22 protein-coding genes are annotated in these 13883 nt (G+C 27.4%); 6 read left to right on the top strand and 16 right to left on the bottom strand.

Annotated features, from left to right (window positions below):
• Window positions 1-36 precede the first annotated feature (36 nt).
• Window positions 37-525 carry a type II toxin-antitoxin system antitoxin SocA domain-containing protein gene (locus tag CRU95_RS04390; protein WP_129099933.1) on the top strand — a complete coding sequence of 163 codons (489 nt, stop codon included), beginning with the start codon at window positions 37-39 and terminating at the stop codon, window positions 523-525.
• 24 nt (window positions 526-549) lie between these two features.
• On the opposite strand, the gene CRU95_RS04385 is transcribed toward CRU95_RS04390, so the two are convergent.
• From CRU95_RS04385 to CRU95_RS04360, 6 genes are all read right to left on the bottom strand, one after another.
• The gene (locus CRU95_RS04385; protein ID WP_129099932.1) at window positions 550-777 is read right to left on the bottom strand and encodes a hypothetical protein; all 228 of its coding nucleotides are present in this window, start codon (window positions 775-777) and stop codon (window positions 550-552) included.
• Between the two features lie 72 nt (window positions 778-849).
• Complete coding sequence (mmuM, locus tag CRU95_RS04380; protein WP_129099931.1) at window positions 850-1782, bottom strand: homocysteine S-methyltransferase; 933 nt, start codon at window positions 1780-1782, stop codon at window positions 850-852.
• A gap of 8 nt (window positions 1783-1790) precedes the next feature.
• Window positions 1791-2795 carry an adenosine deaminase gene (locus CRU95_RS04375; protein WP_129099930.1) on the bottom strand — a complete coding sequence of 335 codons (1005 nt, stop codon included), beginning with the start codon at window positions 2793-2795 and terminating at the stop codon, window positions 1791-1793.
• Window positions 2796-2813: 18 nt separating this feature from the next.
• Window positions 2814-3371: a TIGR00730 family Rossman fold protein gene (locus tag CRU95_RS04370; protein WP_129099929.1), complete on the bottom strand. Its 558-nt coding sequence runs from the start codon at window positions 3369-3371 to the stop codon at window positions 2814-2816.
• Between the two features lie 64 nt (window positions 3372-3435).
• A complete protein-coding gene (locus CRU95_RS04365) occupies window positions 3436-3789 on the bottom strand; it encodes a hypothetical protein (protein WP_129099928.1) in 354 nt (117 codons plus the stop codon).
• The gene (locus CRU95_RS04360; protein ID WP_129099927.1) at window positions 3786-4538 is read right to left on the bottom strand and encodes a metallophosphoesterase; all 753 of its coding nucleotides are present in this window, start codon (window positions 4536-4538) and stop codon (window positions 3786-3788) included. The genes CRU95_RS04365 and CRU95_RS04360 overlap by 4 nt, the downstream gene beginning before the upstream one ends.
• A 236-nt stretch (window positions 4539-4774) precedes the next feature.
• Here CRU95_RS04360 and CRU95_RS04355 point away from each other — a divergent pair, with 236 nt between their 5' ends.
• Window positions 4775-5974, top strand: a complete 1200-nt coding sequence (locus CRU95_RS04355; protein WP_129099926.1) for an NAD(P)/FAD-dependent oxidoreductase — start codon at window positions 4775-4777, stop codon at window positions 5972-5974.
• A 23-nt stretch (window positions 5975-5997) separates the two neighbouring features.
• Here CRU95_RS04355 and mnmH read toward each other — a convergent pair whose 3' ends face one another.
• Complete coding sequence (gene mnmH / locus CRU95_RS04350) at window positions 5998-7098, bottom strand: tRNA 2-selenouridine(34) synthase MnmH (protein WP_129099925.1); 1101 nt, start codon at window positions 7096-7098, stop codon at window positions 5998-6000.
• A gap of 107 nt (window positions 7099-7205) precedes the next feature.
• Between mnmH and CRU95_RS04345 the strand changes: the two genes are divergently transcribed.
• Window positions 7206-7502, top strand: coding sequence for a DUF3144 domain-containing protein (locus CRU95_RS04345; RefSeq protein ID WP_129099924.1), 297 nt, complete (start codon window positions 7206-7208; stop codon window positions 7500-7502).
• A 119-nt stretch (window positions 7503-7621) separates the two neighbouring features.
• Here CRU95_RS04345 and CRU95_RS04340 read toward each other — a convergent pair whose 3' ends face one another.
• From CRU95_RS04340 to CRU95_RS04320, 5 genes are all read right to left on the bottom strand, one after another.
• Entirely contained in the window at window positions 7622-7969 is a 348-nt protein-coding gene (locus tag CRU95_RS04340) for a hypothetical protein (protein ID WP_258238624.1), read from the bottom strand.
• Between the two features lie 315 nt (window positions 7970-8284).
• Window positions 8285-8566: a coiled coil domain-containing protein gene (locus tag CRU95_RS04335; RefSeq protein WP_129099923.1), complete on the bottom strand. Its 282-nt coding sequence runs from the start codon at window positions 8564-8566 to the stop codon at window positions 8285-8287.
• Window positions 8567-8592: 26 nt separating this feature from the next.
• Window positions 8593-8949 (bottom strand): hypothetical protein, encoded by a 357-nt coding sequence (locus tag CRU95_RS04330; protein ID WP_129099922.1) that lies wholly within the window; start codon window positions 8947-8949, stop codon window positions 8593-8595.
• 26 nt (window positions 8950-8975) lie between these two features.
• Window positions 8976-9146: a DUF1328 domain-containing protein gene (locus CRU95_RS04325; protein ID WP_129099921.1), complete on the bottom strand. Its 171-nt coding sequence runs from the start codon at window positions 9144-9146 to the stop codon at window positions 8976-8978.
• Between the two features lie 212 nt (window positions 9147-9358).
• On the bottom strand, window positions 9359-10294 hold the full coding sequence (locus tag CRU95_RS04320; RefSeq protein ID WP_129099920.1) for a matrixin family metalloprotease: 936 nt from the start codon (window positions 10292-10294) through the stop codon (window positions 9359-9361).
• A gap of 123 nt (window positions 10295-10417) precedes the next feature.
• Here CRU95_RS04320 and CRU95_RS04315 point away from each other — a divergent pair, with 123 nt between their 5' ends.
• Both CRU95_RS04315 and CRU95_RS04310 read left to right on the top strand, forming a co-directional pair.
• Window positions 10418-10999, top strand: coding sequence for a DedA family protein (locus tag CRU95_RS04315; RefSeq protein ID WP_129099919.1), 582 nt, complete (start codon window positions 10418-10420; stop codon window positions 10997-10999).
• A gap of 6 nt (window positions 11000-11005) precedes the next feature.
• On the top strand, window positions 11006-11650 hold the full coding sequence (locus tag CRU95_RS04310; protein WP_129099918.1) for a VOC family protein: 645 nt from the start codon (window positions 11006-11008) through the stop codon (window positions 11648-11650).
• Here the strand turns inward: CRU95_RS04310 and CRU95_RS04305 are convergent.
• On the bottom strand, window positions 11647-11994 hold the full coding sequence (locus CRU95_RS04305; RefSeq protein WP_129099917.1) for a metal-sulfur cluster assembly factor: 348 nt from the start codon (window positions 11992-11994) through the stop codon (window positions 11647-11649). The genes CRU95_RS04310 and CRU95_RS04305 overlap by 4 nt on opposite strands.
• A 161-nt stretch (window positions 11995-12155) precedes the next feature.
• Between CRU95_RS04305 and CRU95_RS04300 the strand changes: the two genes are divergently transcribed.
• Window positions 12156-12650 carry a flavodoxin gene (locus CRU95_RS04300; RefSeq protein ID WP_129099916.1) on the top strand — a complete coding sequence of 165 codons (495 nt, stop codon included), beginning with the start codon at window positions 12156-12158 and terminating at the stop codon, window positions 12648-12650.
• 6 nt (window positions 12651-12656) lie between these two features.
• On the opposite strand, the gene CRU95_RS04295 is transcribed toward CRU95_RS04300, so the two are convergent.
• The 3 genes from CRU95_RS04295 to CRU95_RS04285 all read right to left on the bottom strand — a co-directional run bounded on the left by CRU95_RS04295 (window position 12657) and on the right by CRU95_RS04285 (window position 13858).
• Window positions 12657-12923, bottom strand: a complete 267-nt coding sequence (locus CRU95_RS04295; RefSeq protein WP_129099915.1) for a GIY-YIG nuclease family protein — start codon at window positions 12921-12923, stop codon at window positions 12657-12659.
• Window positions 12923-13231: a hypothetical protein gene (locus CRU95_RS04290; RefSeq protein WP_164969722.1), complete on the bottom strand. Its 309-nt coding sequence runs from the start codon at window positions 13229-13231 to the stop codon at window positions 12923-12925. The genes CRU95_RS04295 and CRU95_RS04290 overlap by 1 nt, the downstream gene beginning before the upstream one ends.
• Before the next feature lie 81 nt (window positions 13232-13312).
• Complete coding sequence (locus tag CRU95_RS04285) at window positions 13313-13858, bottom strand: WG repeat-containing protein (RefSeq protein WP_129099913.1); 546 nt, start codon at window positions 13856-13858, stop codon at window positions 13313-13315.
• Between the last annotated feature and the right edge of the window lie 25 nt (window positions 13859-13883).

Genomic DNA, 13883 nt, shown 5'->3' with positions numbered 1-13883 from the left:
TATACTTCGATAATTAAATAAAAGGACTGTTCGAAAATGGATATGACAAAAGTAGCAAATGTAATTTTATATATGTTACACAAACAAGTAAAACTGTTAAATGATAAAAAGTTATCAATTCTTCTTTTTTTGATGGATTATAACCATCTTAAATATTGTGGTAAAAAAATATTTGGTGATGAGTATATAAAAGGTTCTAGAAGTCCTGAACCAAAGATACTATCAGAACTTTTTGAAATAATAGCAACAGAAGAAGTATTAGAAGATGAAGATGATAGAGTTTTCTTTATTCAAGAGTTACTTGATAATATGGACATTGATATTATCGAGCGAGAAAATTTTACAGAACTTCACTTTGTAGAAATTGGTATAGATTATGATGAAGATTTATTCGATGATGATGAGTTAAAAACTATCAATAAATTAGTAAATCAATACAAAGAAGCCACTCCAAGAGTTATTGCAAATGATACCTTTAAAATAGATGAATATAGAGCAAAAGAAAAAGGTGAAGTTATTATCTAAAGTATAGAATTTAGGTTCTATACTTTATTTTTTGTTTTTCTTCTTAGAAGCTTTTGCCATCTTTGCTTTTTTCTTCGCTTTTTCTTTTGCTAAAGCCAAAGTTGCAGCTTTTCTAGCATTTACAACTTGTTCATTTTCGTATCTATCTTGTGAGAATCCAACTTTTACTGGATTTTTATTTTGATTTGCTGTTGCTGCTATTTTTTCTGATTTTACACTTTTTACACTATTTGTATTTAAACTTTTTGACATTGTTTAACCTATTTTGAGATTTTGTATTATATAAAAAAATTAGTAAGAGAGGGGTTAGAAAAAAGCTAAACTTTAGCTTCTAACCCAAGAAGAGATTTGTTTTATATCATCAGGTGTTGTTTGACAACATCCACCTATAACACTTGCTCCCTTTTCATACCACATATGTGACATCTTCCCATAATCTTTTGTATTAGCTTGTGTACTCCAAGTTTTAGTTGCTCCATCATAAGCAGCTCCTCCGTTTGGATATACAATAATTGGTTTTGTTGAGACTTCTTTAATCTCTGAGATTAAAGATTCAACATATTGTGGTGCTGTGCAATTTATACCAATAGCTACAATTTGTTCTTTATCATCTAAAAACTTTGCACACTCTTTTATGCTTTCACCACTATTTATATGTTTTCCATCTTTTGCACTAAAAGTTATCCAAGCTTGGGTTGAAGGAAACTCTTCTAAAAGTTTTACATATGCTTTTGCTTCTATTAGACAAGGAACTGTTTCACAAGCCAATAAATCAGGTTTTGCTTCAATCAAAGCTTGCATTCTTTTTCTATGAAAGTTTACAAGTTCTTCTTGGCTTAGTCCATAATTACCTCTAAACTCTGAACCATCTGCTAAATATGCCCCATAAGGACCAACAGAAGCTGCTACAAGAGGTTTAATTCTCTTATTTGATTCATTGCTTGCCCAAAACTCATCCCTTACTTCTATGGCTAGTTTAATAGAAGATTGCAAAAGCTCTTTTGCTTGGACTTCATTTAGCCCTCGCTCTTTAAAGCCTTCAAATGTAGCTTGATAACTTAAAGTTGTAATACAATCACTTCCAGCTTCTAAATAGTCTTTATGAACTTCAGAAATTGCTTTTGGATTTTCCATCAAAAATTTAGCTGACCAAAGTGAATCATTGATGTCATAACCTTTTCTCTCCAGCTCTGTTCCTGTTGCCCCATCTATTATTACTATTTTTTGATTTTTTAATATCTCTTTGATTTTATTCATAATTTGTCCTATTTATTTTCTACAAAATTATCAAGTTTTGTTAGGTATTCATTTTTTAGTTCATCTGTTATAAAAGAAGAGTTAAAAGAGTTTCTAACAAGTTTTATAATATCTTCTTTTGTCAAATCAATATTTTCATATAAATTTATAAAGTTATCATTTAAATAACCTCTAAAATATGCTGGATCATCAGAGTTTATTGTGACATTTAAGCCATAATCTAAAAGTTGCTTTACATTGTGTTGTTTGTAGTTTTCAAAAACTTTTAACTCAATATTTGAGTTTGGACACACTGTTAAAGGTATTTGCTCTTTTTTTAATCTTTCCATTAGTTCATTTGAATGAACTGCTTGTACTCCATGGTCGATTCTTTGAATATCCAATAAATCCAAAGCTTCATAAATATAAGAATAATCAGCCTCTTCTCCTGCGTGAGCCACAAGTTTAAATCCTGCTTCTTTTGCTTTTTTAAACACTTCTTTAAATTTAGAAGGAGGATGACCAAGTTCTGAAGAATCAAGTCCAATCCCTATTATCTTATCTTTAAAAGGTAAAGACTCTTCAAAAGTTTTTAAAGCTTCTTCTTGACTTAAATGTCTTAAAAAACACATAATAATATTTGAGCTAATTCCAAACTTCTCTTTAGCATCTTCTAAAGCTTCACTTATTCCTAAAATAATCGTATCAAAAGATACACCTCTTAAAGTGTGTGTTTGTGGGTCAAAAAATATTTCTGTATGGATTATATTGTTTTGTACACACTTTAAAACATAAGCCCAAGTCAAATCATAAAAATCTTTTTTATGAATAAGTACATTAGCTCCTGTATAATAAATATCCAAAAAAGATTGTAAGTTTGTGAAATCGTATGCTGCCTTTATTTCTTCAATTGAATCGTAAGGTATCTTTATATTATTTCTTTTTGCAAGCTCAAACATAAGTTCAGGCTCCAGTGAGCCTTCAATATGTAAATGTAATTCTGCTTTTGGTATCTTTTTTATTAGTTCTATCATTCTTTTTCCAAATTTTATTTACCACTTTTGTTTTGGTGGTATGTACTCTTTTATAGCTTTTAATAGCTCTTCTTGATTGTCTGTTTTAATAAGCATATCTGAGTACTCTTTTTTTAAAAATTCTGCTTCACACATATTATCTATCATCTCAAATAATTTATTATAAAATCCATCTATATTAAAAAAAGCACAAGGTTTATTATGAAAACCAAGTAAAGCCCAAGTCCAAACCTCAAAAGTCTCTTCCAATGTTCCAGCACCTCCTGGAAGTACTACAAAAGCATCAGCCATCTCTGCCATTGCAGCTTTTCTTTCATGCATATTTGAAACAACTTTTAAGTCAGTTATTCCTGTATGAGCTAACTCTTTTTCTTTTAGTTTTTCAGGAATTACTCCATAAACTTTTCCACCATTTTCCATAACTGAATCTGCAATTGCACCCATAAGTCCAACATTTCCACCACCATAAACTACATCTATATTATTTTGGGCAAAATATTTACCTAATCGTTTTGTAGCATTTATGTATTCTATATTATTACCAGCACTTGATCCACAAAAAACTGCAATTCTCATTATCTGATTCCTTATTTTTATATATTTAAATAGTAGATATTATATCTAAAGTCAATTGTTTGTTTTATTTAATATGAGAATTTTTATTTAATATAAAAAGAACTACTTTTCTAAATGATTTTATAAATGGATATAAAAATGCAGAAAAAAACTTTGTATTCAATACTTTTACTTCTTTAGTAGATAGTTGGTTTAATTGCTTTATAGCATCTGAACCTTGAAATATCTTTTCATCAACTTCAATAATAATTCCATTATTAATATCAAAGCCCTTTTCTCTTAAAAGTTTTATTTTTTGAGGATATTCCCTTGCATTATAAAGGTTAAGATTATGATTAGTTTTTACTAAATTATAATTTGCATAATAATTACAAAATGGGCACTCTTTATCAAAATATAGATTTACGCTCTTTTTCATGAATTTGGGAGTATCTTTCCAGTTCTAAGAGTATAAGCCCAATCTTCTCTTCCATTAGATTCAGCCTTTAAAGCTGCTTGTTCATAATCATAAACAACTTTTACCAACTCTATATTATATTCACTTGAATTTACATCAAGTATTATATATGTGGCATCGCAATAAGCATTTTCTATGATATGTTCATTTGGTTGATTTTCTTTATAAGCTTGTAAGCCCACTGAACCAGGATTTATCACCACTTGTCCTGTACTTAAATTTACACATCTTGGAGTATGGGAATGTCCACAAACTACAAATCTAGATTCTACATCATCAAGAAGTTCAATTATCTTATTTTCATCTCTTAAAACTGGTTTCCCAGTACTTAGATCTTCAAGTAAATAAACACTATCATCATGTTGTGTGCCGTGAGTTACATACAAATCTTTTCCTAAAAATTTTTCAAAGGGCAAATCTTGTATCCAATATAAAACCTCTTCACCTAGTTGCTCGTAGGCATATTTTAAAGTAGGATTATTTTCTAATTGTTCTAAAGAAGCTTCTAATATTTCTCTATCTTGATTTCCACAGATATTTACAAAGTTGTTCTCTCTTAATAATTCATATGTAGCTCTTGGTTCTATTGGACCATAAAAAGAGTCACCTGCATTTATCATCAAATCTACACTTTTGCTCTTTGCATCATTTATAACTGCTTGCAAAGCGTAAATATTTGAGTGTATATCTGACAAAATCGCTATTTTCATTTTTTATTTCCTGATAAATTTATATTTTTTGAATTATATCTAAAAAAAAATTATTAAATATATAATTTGTATATTTCTTAAAAAAATATTAATTAGTAATAAAATTAAATAAATATATAAATTTTGTGTATATAATACCCATAAATATCAAAATTTAAATAATTTTTAAGCCAAAAGGAAAAAATCTTTTTATACAATACAAAATAAATTAGCATAGTAAATAAAGAGGAAAAAATATGGAAAAAATAGTAATTATCGGTGGTGGATATGCTGGTATATACGCCTTACGAGAACTAGTTAAAAGTAAAAATATCAAAATCACACTAATAGATACTAATACCTTTCATAATTTACAGCCAGAGATTTATGACTTAATCGCAAATAAGTCTAATATTGCTGATGTAACTATTGATCTGACTACTTTATGTGTAGGGTTAAGACATAGTTATTTAGAATATAAAAATTTAAAAGTAACCCAAATAGACTCTCAAAAGAAAAAAATATATACAGAAGAAAAAGAGATTGTTGAGTTTGATTATCTTATTATGGCAGCAGGGACAAGAACATATTTTCCTCCTAGTATTCCAGGATTGAATAATGCACATGACATCAAAAAATTAAAATGGGCAGTATATTTCAAGCAAAGTTTTGAAAATCAACTTTTCAAAAAAATTGAAGATGAAGCAAAAAAGAGTGAAAATACTCATATTTTAGTTGTAGGTGCTGGATTATCAGGAGTTGAAATAGCTGCCGAGATGGCTTATAACTCAAAAATGTTCTTCAAAAGAGGAAACTTTACTTGTGATAACTTAAAAATCTCTTTAGTAAGTAGTGCAGATACTATATTACCAGGGCTAGATTCTAAACTAATTGCCTTTTCACAAGAGAGACTTAAATCATTGGGTATTAATGTCATTACAAATACAAAATTAGAAAAGTGTGAAGGTAACCTAGCATACTTTTCAAATGGAACTAAACTAGATCATTCTTTTTTAATTTTTACAGGTGGAGTTGAAGCATCTAAAATAACTACAGCTCTTGATGTTGAAAAAAATCAAAAAGGACAAATCATAGTAAATGAATACATGCAAACTAATAAATATGAAAATATCTTTGCTATTGGAGATGTTGCTGTAATCAAAAATAAAAAAGATGAAATAATGCCCCCTAATGTTACTATTGCAAAAATCAGTGGTATAAATGCAGGTAAAAACATATTAAACCTAATAAATAAAAAGAAACTTCAAAGTGCTAGTCCAAAACTTGAAGGAATTTTAATAGCTCTTGGTGGTAAATATGCTGCGGGAAGTATTTATGGATTATTTCATGTGAAAGGGAGAATTGCATATGAAATCAAAAGATTTGTATTTGATTCTTATAGAAAACCACTTTTAAAACTTATTACAGATGGTTATAAAAAGCTAAAAAAAATATAATAAAATCCCTAATTTTAAGCAGATTAGGGATTTTTAAGAGTTTCTAAATAATTTATAATCTCACTTGCAGAGCCTTTAAATAATATCTTGTCTTTGTTTTTATCAAGTTGATATTTATACATAGGATCATAATACTCTTTTAAAAGATATGCTATCCAGTATTTGTATTCTTCTAAACTTTCAGTTTCTTCTTGTACTTTAATAGCATCAGAAAACAACTCTTTTAAAACTTTGTGTCTCATACTTCCTAGTCTTTTTTCTATTCTTTCCATGGCATTTTTCATGTCATTAATCCAAAAAACAAAATAATCTTTTCCAAACTCTCTTTTGTAATTTATTTGAGCTTTTAAAATATATTCATCAAAAGTGATATTTATTCTTTCTTCAAAAGAAGTTTCAAGAACTATTATTGAAGCATTTGATAAATACTGCGCAAAATTCTTCGGAATATAAATACTTCCAATATATTTACCTTCATCTTCAAATAATAAATAGGAAAAACCTTTATTGACTTTTTCAATCAGTTTATATGCTAAAGAATTTTCAAAATCTATTTGTGCAGGTTGGGCACTTATTTGTTTGCCAAATGTTGAACCTCTGTGGTTTGCTAAACCTTCTAAGTCAATAGAGTTTTGGATTTTATTTAAAAGAATAGTTTTCCCACTACCAGTATGACCTCCTAAAATAAGAGGTTTGAAATATTTTGGTGAATTATCTATTTCATTCATCAAATAATTTCTAAAAGCTTTATATCCACCTTTTAATCTTTTAATTTCTGGGATATATTCACTTATCCACTCTTGGGCAATCTTTGAACGCTGCCCTCCTCTAAAACAATACAATATAGCACTTGGGTTATCTTTTTTAAAATCAAGCCAAGCATTAATTCTATTTTCTTTTATTTCACCAGAAACAAGTTTATGCCCAAGTGTAACAGCTTCTTTATTTCCATAATTTTTATATTTGATTCCAATTAAATGTCTCTCTTCATCTGTAATAAGAGGCAAATTTACAGCATGAGGGAAAGAGCCCTTTTTAAATTCAATTGGAGCTCTAACATCTATTAGAGGAGTCTTGGATAAAACAAGAGATTTAAAATCACTGGTTTGTGAAGAATTTGTCATATAAGAAGAAGCCTTATTAAATATTTCAAACAGTATACAGCATAAAGAGTGAAAAATATAACTAGAAGTAAAATTTGAATATAATGCAAAAAAATGAAGGAAAAAATATGGCTACAAAAAATAATGGATTTTTAAAAAGAGCAGATGAACATATATCTCTAGCAAATAAACAATTAGAACAAGAGATAACTCAAGGTGAAGTAAGTGCTTCATTTATGTATGGTGCTGCAAGATTTAATGCTTGGATAGCATCAACTTCATTTGCAAATGCCCAAGATATGGCAAATGAAAAAGATAAAATAATAGAGTATTTTGTAAATGAATATAAATTGGCGTTAGCAGAACATATAGATAATCATGTAAGTAATTATGATTTTTCACAAAATAATATCGAAGAAGAGTGAAAATAATTTATATTTCCACCTTCTTTTTTAGTACTGAAAATTTGATGCTAGTGCAAAAATAACTGTATAAATTTTATTATATTTTCTTCAATTTTTAATGACTTTTTAAAGTTAAAACTTTATTTAACAGTTTCTTTTACTTTGTCATATCCCTCTTCAACTTTTTCTTTAGCTTTATTAACTGCATCTTCTGTTTTGTCACTAGCAGCCTCTAATGCATCTTCTGTATTTTCTTTAGCATCTTCCAAAACTTCTTTTGTTTTATCAGTAGCATTTTCTAATGAATCTTCACTTTTATCCACTACATCTTCTGCTTTATCTGCAACATCCTCTGCTTTATCAGAAACATCTTCACTTGTATCTTGTACAGATTCTTTTACCGTGTTAACTTTGTCTTCTACCTTATCATCTGTACAACCTTGGAATACAAAAAACATGAAAGGTATTAATAGTAATATTTTTTTCATTTATTTTCCTTTTTATTAATTATTAAAGGTAAATTACCTCTTTATTGTTACAAAATAAGTTATTTTTTATATTAAAAAATAATTTAAATACCCTTTTGCGACAAATAAAGGTAACATATTAAACTTATTTTATTCTTAATAAAAGTTATTTTAGTACATTAAATATTATTAAATACTAACTCAATGAATGGATTTATCGTTCTTAGAGATAGACAGAATAATAATCATAATTCTTTTGATTGTAATTGTAATTTGTAACTAAAGAGTAAAAATAGGCACTATTTTTACTCTTAAAAGTGATTGAACTAATTTATTTTAGAACTTAGATATTGTAGATTTTATTTTTTCTTCAATAGATTTTACCGATTTTTCAAAACCGGTTTTTGTCTTTTCCCATGCATCATCCGTAGAATTCTTGATTTCTTCAAGTTTCTTCATTGTTGTTTCTTTTAAAGTATTTAATTCTTCTATTCTTTTTTCGTACTCAATTTTTGCACTAGCTTGAGTACCTTGTGCTTTAGCTTTTAATACTTTAATTTTCCCACTCAACTCATCAAGTTGCGCTTGTGCTTTTTCTACATATGCATTTTTTTTCATCTTATATCCTTTTGTTAAAAAGTTTATTATTTACTATCTTTTTCGTCACTCATTTTTTCTTCAACACTATCTTTAGCATTATCCATAGCATCTTCTACTTTATCACTTGCATCATTTAATGTATCTTCACTTTTTTCAATGATATCTTCTGTTTTTTCTGTAACATCATCTTTCATTTCACCCATAGCATCTTTTGTTTTATCAACACTATCTTCTATTGCGTCTTCAGCTTTATTTACAACATCCTCTGTTTTATCAGAAACATCTTCAGTTTTATCTTGGATAGTCTCTTTTACACTGTTCATTTTATCTTCAACTTTTTTGTCACCACAACCTTGTAACATAAAAAAAATAAAAGGTATTAATAATAATAACTTTTTCACTTTTGTCCTTTTTTTATAAAATATACTTAGGGTCTTTTACCCTTAAGTGCTCTTGAAACTGCTGAGACTATAAGCAATACTAAAAATATAAAGAATAATATTTTTGCAATACTTGTAGCAGCGCCTGCTATACCCGAAAAACCTAATACTCCTGCTACTATTGCTAAAAGCAAGAAAGTAATTGACCATGATAGCATTTTTTAATCCTTTTTAAGTAAATAAAATTAGTGAAACAACAAGATACCAATTAGTTTATTTTCTGTTTAAGGTTTACTCCAAAAATACTTTAAGCAAGTATAAAAAACTAAAAAACGAATAGACAATAAATAAGTATATCTGTTTATTATTCGTTTGAGTGTATTAATTAATATGTGCCCTATAAAAGGGCTATAATCAAGTATAAATTATGCTAAAAATTCTTTTTAAAATTTATAATATCTTTTTTTGTTAGTTCTAAGTGTTTTATTTGATTTTTTTGCAAGATTGGATTCATAAGTGCATTCTTTACATCAATATGAGGAATTCCAACTAAATGAGCTATTTCATGTGCTAAGATAACTTTTAATTCATCTAAACTATCAAAAGCATAAATCTCTATTTTGTTCATACTTTGATTTATCTTTCTTTCACTTATTTTTTTTCCATCTTTATAGTATGTTTTAAGTGTGATTTCTTTTTGCCCAAAAGTTTTACCTTTGATTTTTTTAAAGGCTCTTCTCAAAGATTCTAACTCTTTACTTAGGCTATATATATTTCTTATATCATTATTATAAAACTGCACTTTATTATTGTAACTTAGCACTCTACGATTAAAATCTTTATAGAGTTTTTTTAACTGTTTTAATTTAATATCTAAAGTTGCCTTTTTTTCTTTTATAAATTTTTTTGTCTCTTCATACTCTTTTGGTGGTAATTTTTTCTTTTCATTTTTTGCTTTTATGTAATCATTTAACTCATTATTTTGTTTAATGAAAACTTCATTTAATGAATCATATTTTGTTTTTAAAACTTTTAATTCTTCTTCTAGACTTTTAAATGAGCTAAATCTGCTTTTTACTTTTGCATTTTTATTAATTATTTTTTCTTCAAGTCTTGCTATTCTTTTTTCCATACTTGATGGTGTAATATGCATAAGATCAATTGGTTTACCATCTTTTGAATAATCGAAGATATTCATATGTAAAGTAGTTTCAAAGTTTCTTTCAATATCTTTTATCATATTTTCTAATTGTATATATGATACTTTGTCTTTATAATACTTATCTATTTTACCGATTTTTACTTTTTCATATTGAGCAAAAGAGCAATCAAATAGTATAAGTATTAGTAGTATTTTTTTAATCATACAACATATTAATATAATATAATTTATGAATAGCTATAAATACAAGTCATATACTATTTTTATTTAAATATATCAGGCACTTTAGAGTATCATTGCGCAAGACAAATATAAAGTATAAATGTAATGGATTTTAATTTAATTGATTTAATGAAAGAGTATGGATATATTATTCTTTTTTTCTGGAGTATACTAGAAGGTGAAACTGGCCTTATAATGGCAGGTCTTTTTGTACATACAGGTGATATGGTCTTAGCTTGGGCTATAATAACAGCAGGTGTTGGAGCCTTTGTAGGCGACCAAATTTACTTCTATCTTGGCAGATTTAAAAAGAAATATGTCATAAAAAAACTATCAAAACAAAAATCAAAAATAGCCTATGTAAAATTTTTACTAAGAAAATATGGTTGGTTTATAATATTTATACAAAGATATCTTTATGGACTAAGAACTATTATTCCACTTTGTGTTGGTTTAATGAATTACTCACCAAAAATCTTCGCAATAATCAACTTTATCTCTGCACTTTTTTGGAGTAGTATAATTATAATACCAGTTTGGTACTTTGGTGATAAAATTTTATCTTTGATTGCTATTGCAAAAGAGCATTGGTATTTAGCTATTCCTGTACTTATTATAGTTGTAGTTACTATTATTTTAGTTGTGAAATATAAACAGAGAAAATTAAATATTCAAAAATTAAGATAAATAATAATGGAAAATATTGATATACATCACTTATTTATTTTTACTAATAATATAGATGATTTAATACAAGAACTTTTAACCCTTGGATTTAAAGAAGGCAGTAATCGTGTACATAAAGGTCAAGGTACAAGTAATAGAAAAATATATTTTGAAAACTTCTTTATAGAATTAATATATATAAGTAATGAACAAGAAATCAAAAAAGATATATGTTTAAAAAGTGGACTTACAAGACGAGCCTATTATAATCAAAATCAAGCCTCACCCTTTGGAATATGTTTATTTGATAAAAAGAAATTTGAAAAATTATTTAAAAATGCCCATAAATACAAAGCTGAATATTTACCAAATGATATGGCTATAGATGTTTTATCCTTTGAGGACAATCTTTCCCTACCATGGACTTTTAGATGGGAAGGTTTAACTCAAACAAATAACAAAAATGAGCCAATAATACATGACAATAATATAAAAGAACTCACAAGTATAACTTTTGGAATAAAAAATAAAGATGCAGAACTTATAAAGCTTTTAAAAGATAGTGCTAATTTTAAAATTAGTGATTTCCCATATGTAGAACTTTGTTTTGATAAAAACAAGCAAAATAAAGCTTATAGTTGTAAATTTGCTAATTTGATAATAAGATATTAATCTTTTTTATTTAAATTTGCATTTCTTAACTGTTCTAATCCTTCAGGGCTTATCATTGTAACTTCCCATTTAGGAGAAAATACATACTTTACACTACAAATATCTACTTCATCTACACTTTGAACCATACTTATAATCTCATCAGTAAAAGACTTTGTACTATTGCATCTCGAATTTATTAAAGTCATTTCAATATTTACTTGCACTTTATCATTATTATCTTCTACATTAGTTTTATAAATTAGCCCCAAATCATAAATATTTATTGGAAGTTCAAGGTCTTGTATTGTTTTTAATTTTTCAATTACTTTTTGAATTATTTCATCTTTATTAAATATTTCCATGCTTCTTCCTTGAGTTTTATTATAAATTCTATCTTTTCTAAAATTGATTTTCTCTTTAAACTTAAAAAGATAAAAAATTTTAATTTAAATAGGAGTATTTTTATCCTATTTAAGATTTTATATGTTATATTTCCTCTTTATTAAATATTAAAGGAATATATATGAATTCTATAGGATTATTTTACGGTAGTGACACAGGTGCTACTGAAGAGATTGTAATTGAAGTAAAAAACACATTTTCAAAAGAAATTACATTACATGATATTGCAAAAGCAACAAAAGAAGAAATTGAACAATACGACAAACTTATCTTAGCATCATCAACTTGGGGTGATGGGGATTTACAAGCTGATTGGGAAGACTTTGAAGCTAACTTAGAAAAGATAAACTTCAGCAATAAAACAATAGCGCTAATAGGTGTAGGAGATCAAGAAGGATACGAAGATACCTTTTGTAACGCCCTAGGTCACTTATACAGTTATGTAAAAGAAGGAAATGTAGTAGGATTTACTTCAATAGATGGTTATGAATTTGATGAATCAACAGCAGTAGTTGATGGTAAATTTGTAGGTTTAGTATTAGATGAAGACAATCAAAGCGAACTAAGCAAAGAGCGAATCGAAGCTTGGGTTAAAGATATTGAAGAACACTTCTAAAAAAAGCTAATGACCTTCTTTCTTAGAAGGCTCATTTATCAATTGAAGTTTTTTGATTCTTGTAAGTTTTTTAATAGCATATTCACGCTTAGAAGCACTACTCCTATCACTTGATGATTCTTCATAAAGCAACTTAACAGGACGCCTAGCTTTTGTATACTTTGCACCCTTATCAGAAGAGTTGTGCTCATCCAATCGTTTTGTTACATCTGTAGTAATTCCAGTATATAAACTCCCATCGCAACACTCAAGAATATAAACAAAATATGACATTAACTTTTATCACTCTTTTTTTTTGGTGGTGGTAATAATCTATTAAAATCATAAGGAACTATTTCTCTTTCTATTTTCTCTGTAAAATCATATAATCTTATACAAACACCCAATAAAACTGGCCATACAAATATTTGATTTATAATTGGAATACCAAAAAACAAACCAATAATAACACCAATAATTCCTATTAGAATCAAATATTTATCTACTTTTTTTACTTTTAATAATTTATAATATTTTACAATCTTATCTTTTATCATATTATTTCCATTTGTATTTCCTAATCTTAGTTTATCATACAGCATATACAATATCAATATACTTTATTATTAGGAAAAGTTCAATTATTATATAATAAACAAATTCTAATCAATCAAAACAGAAGGTTATTTTTCAGGAAGATTTGAAGCCTTATATTTGATAGGAACGATTTCTTTTCCCTCTTTATTTATATAGCCCCACAAACCTCCTTTTAAAGCTTTGTGACCATCTTCAAGAGAAGTCAATACACAACCATTACAAACTAGTGCCTTACCTTCACCAAAAGGCCAAGCCCAATCATAATCTGGGGAGAGTACAAGTTCTAAGTCTGTATTGTAATACTCTATTTTTCCATTTTTTAATGAGCGGGTAAGACCTTCTTGAAAGTAATCTGCTCCATTATCGTAAAAAAGGACAGGGAGAAATCTTCCATCAGGTTTTATATAAAAATATTGCCCAGAAGTAAAAAAACTAGCCGTACCAAACTTATCGAAATTCAGATTTTTCATGTGCTCTTTTGAAATCTTTAGCTCACTATCTTTGTAGGAAGCACAGTTATCAAATAACTCATATAGATTTGTATTCTTATGAATATATCCACATGAGTTAAAATCCTCAGCTTTTGCAGAGATAATAAATAACATGGTAATTATGGAGATGTATCTAGTCATAGTTTTTCTACTTATTTGTTAGTAA

It is taken from the genome of Arcobacter sp. F2176 (assembly GCF_004116465.1).
Taxonomy (GTDB): domain Bacteria; phylum Campylobacterota; class Campylobacteria; order Campylobacterales; family Arcobacteraceae; genus Arcobacter; species Arcobacter siniprincipis.
This window is presented reverse-complemented; position numbering and strand designations above follow the sequence as displayed.

What these genes read in the sequence shown, in the direction of transcription:
- CRU95_RS04390 (WP_129099933.1), top strand. Translation starts at nt 37, where the DNA reads ATGGATATGACAAAAGTAGCAAATGTAATTTTATATATGTTACACAAA.
- CRU95_RS04385 (WP_129099932.1), bottom strand. Translation starts at nt 777, where the DNA reads ATGTCAAAAAGTTTAAATACAAATAGTGTAAAAAGTGTAAAATCAGAA.
- mmuM (WP_129099931.1), bottom strand. Translation starts at nt 1,782, where the DNA reads ATGAATAAAATCAAAGAGATATTAAAAAATCAAAAAATAGTAATAATA.
- CRU95_RS04375 (WP_129099930.1), bottom strand. Translation starts at nt 2,795, where the DNA reads ATGATAGAACTAATAAAAAAGATACCAAAAGCAGAATTACATTTACAT.
- CRU95_RS04370 (WP_129099929.1), bottom strand. Translation starts at nt 3,371, where the DNA reads ATGAGAATTGCAGTTTTTTGTGGATCAAGTGCTGGTAATAATATAGAA.
- CRU95_RS04365 (WP_129099928.1), bottom strand. Translation starts at nt 3,789, where the DNA reads ATGAAAAAGAGCGTAAATCTATATTTTGATAAAGAGTGCCCATTTTGT.
- CRU95_RS04360 (WP_129099927.1), bottom strand. Translation starts at nt 4,538, where the DNA reads ATGAAAATAGCGATTTTGTCAGATATACACTCAAATATTTACGCTTTG.
- CRU95_RS04355 (WP_129099926.1), top strand. Translation starts at nt 4,775, where the DNA reads ATGGAAAAAATAGTAATTATCGGTGGTGGATATGCTGGTATATACGCC.
- mnmH (WP_129099925.1), bottom strand. Translation starts at nt 7,098, where the DNA reads ATGACAAATTCTTCACAAACCAGTGATTTTAAATCTCTTGTTTTATCC.
- CRU95_RS04345 (WP_129099924.1), top strand. Translation starts at nt 7,206, where the DNA reads ATGGCTACAAAAAATAATGGATTTTTAAAAAGAGCAGATGAACATATA.
- CRU95_RS04340 (WP_258238624.1), bottom strand. Translation starts at nt 7,969, where the DNA reads ATGAAAAAAATATTACTATTAATACCTTTCATGTTTTTTGTATTCCAA.
- CRU95_RS04335 (WP_129099923.1), bottom strand. Translation starts at nt 8,566, where the DNA reads ATGAAAAAAAATGCATATGTAGAAAAAGCACAAGCGCAACTTGATGAG.
- CRU95_RS04325 (WP_129099921.1), bottom strand. Translation starts at nt 9,146, where the DNA reads ATGCTATCATGGTCAATTACTTTCTTGCTTTTAGCAATAGTAGCAGGA.
- CRU95_RS04320 (WP_129099920.1), bottom strand. Translation starts at nt 10,294, where the DNA reads ATGATTAAAAAAATACTACTAATACTTATACTATTTGATTGCTCTTTT.
- CRU95_RS04315 (WP_129099919.1), top strand. Translation starts at nt 10,418, where the DNA reads ATGGATTTTAATTTAATTGATTTAATGAAAGAGTATGGATATATTATT.
- CRU95_RS04310 (WP_129099918.1), top strand. Translation starts at nt 11,006, where the DNA reads ATGGAAAATATTGATATACATCACTTATTTATTTTTACTAATAATATA.
- CRU95_RS04305 (WP_129099917.1), bottom strand. Translation starts at nt 11,994, where the DNA reads ATGGAAATATTTAATAAAGATGAAATAATTCAAAAAGTAATTGAAAAA.
- CRU95_RS04300 (WP_129099916.1), top strand. Translation starts at nt 12,156, where the DNA reads ATGAATTCTATAGGATTATTTTACGGTAGTGACACAGGTGCTACTGAA.
- CRU95_RS04295 (WP_129099915.1), bottom strand. Translation starts at nt 12,923, where the DNA reads ATGTCATATTTTGTTTATATTCTTGAGTGTTGCGATGGGAGTTTATAT.
- CRU95_RS04290 (WP_164969722.1), bottom strand. Translation starts at nt 13,231, where the DNA reads ATGCTGTATGATAAACTAAGATTAGGAAATACAAATGGAAATAATATG.
- CRU95_RS04285 (WP_129099913.1), bottom strand. Translation starts at nt 13,858, where the DNA reads ATGACTAGATACATCTCCATAATTACCATGTTATTTATTATCTCTGCA.